The organism is Priestia sp. SIMBA_032 (assembly GCF_046535215.1).
Taxonomy (GTDB): domain Bacteria; phylum Bacillota; class Bacilli; order Bacillales; family Bacillaceae_H; genus Priestia; species Priestia aryabhattai.
Map to the genome: position 1 here is coordinate 1 of NZ_JAWRXD010000060.1, position 1898 is coordinate 1898.

Genomic DNA, 1898 nt, shown 5'->3' on the forward strand with positions numbered 1-1898 from the left:
AAACAATACCCGACGGGTATCTCGGACACCACTAAACGTTTGACGTGTTCCTTTTACAGAAGTACCAGACTGCTTATTTTCTGCTGATACCCCCATATATTTTTTAAATTCTTTATATGTATTAAATCTATCTACATCTCCTATCGTCCCAATTAATGTACATGCCCAATTATCACTCATAAAAGGAAAGGAATATAGTAATTTGGCATATGGGTGTGGGGAGATTCCTTGCTGCACATTACCATGGAGAAGCTCCTGAATATGTTTATCTAAATCCTTTATACTCTGTTCAATTCGAAGTGCTTCCTCAATCATCCACTTCTGTCTACCAATCAAGTGAGGAACAGGAATAGCTACTGTATATAATGAGTGTTCATAAAGGATTCTAGAAGCTTTTGTAGCTACGCTATTAGCTCCTGCTTCGATCATTGCCTGTCTTAACTCATCTTGTGTTGCACCCTGTAGATCTATCCCGGTGGGATAGCGTAATATAAACCTTAAAACGGATGGAGAACTTGGTTTCTTAAATGCAGCCTTTAGATCTGGATGAGTAACTTGTAGTAGTTGTTGGATTTGATTTTTTCGTCGTGTAAGTTGTGTATTAAGGAGCCAACGGTCTCTCATAATAGTTCGAAAAATAGATTGGGATACACTAGCTGGCTTTATCAGACGAACCCCATGCATATGAGGATGAAGGGTTTTGTGCCATCCCATATAAGACATGACTTTTGCATCCATCGCATCAGATTTCTCTGTTATACCTAAATGACTTTCACGGAAGTTCTTAACTGCTTTGTTCTCCACTTGGAATAACGTGTATCCCTCATATAATAAAACTTGTTGTATCAAGAAAGAATAATGCCCTCCTGTTGGTTCTAACAGGATAAAAAAGTCATCTCTTTGTACACCAAATTGTCTTTCTACTTGTTTAAACGCATTTAAAATGCTTGTGATGCCGGCACTATCTCCATTGAATTTCATTGTCTTAGAACGCTTCCATTCCTGGCCTTTTGGATCAAGAAAAGCTTGAAAGTGGATACAAGAGGCCACGTGAAAGCTGGCTCCAATATCGATTCCTATAAAAAATTGATACATTTTTCTTTCTTGTATGGTCTCTTGATTTGATAAAAAGCTAAAAGGTAAAGTCGTTTCCTCTTTCACGATGTAAATCCTCCCGGTGGTATAATACATCTGACTATCCAAGTTTCTATAAGAGCTTTAAGCCCAATGTAGTATGTCAGGATTACAGCGTCAGATGAAAAGTCTCACATTAATCTAAGAGGTCTAGTGAAAAAACTAGCCCCATTCCTATTAAGAGTTTCAACCACTAAAAGCTATAAAAAGAATTGTAAAACTTTTTTATAGCTCTTCACAGAAATTAATGTTCGGCATGGTATTTACTAATTCCTTCTCGTAAAAAGATCTTATCAATCTTTCTTAATACTTTTGCTATAATAAATATGTGCAGTGACCTTTGAACGGTGTTTCCGACCATAACTGGAATGGGACTAGATACCGTAAGGTATCTTAGAACTCTAATAAAAAATTGGGGCTCTGCACGCCTTATCTTTGCTATACGAAAAGGACTCTAACCATTTTGGTAAGAGCCCTTCTTTATTTCCAATCATTAATGTCCCCACACTAACTTAAAAGTTGCTACTCCACGAGTGCACCCACGTTAACATAAAGGATACATTGTCTATTTATATACGCCACATTTAGCATTAAAACCTTTTTAATCTAGGTCCTCACTACGTTTTCATTATAATGTTAGCCCGTAAGGAAAAGCAGTAATAATATAATTATTTTATCTATACCATAAACTTACGCGTATAGTATGTAGTGTTTCTATTTTTTGATAACTGTTAAGCAAACTCTATAGAAACTAACTTTGTATA

1 protein-coding gene is annotated in these 1898 nt (G+C 36.2%); it reads right to left on the reverse strand.

Annotation, left to right across the window (positions count from 1 at the left end; all coding sequences use genetic code 11):
* A partial coding sequence (locus tag SB717_RS33285; protein WP_486360776.1) for an IS110 family transposase occupies nucleotides 1-1191 on the reverse strand: 1191 nt, incomplete at its 3' end.
* Nucleotides 1192-1898 lie beyond the last annotated feature (707 nt).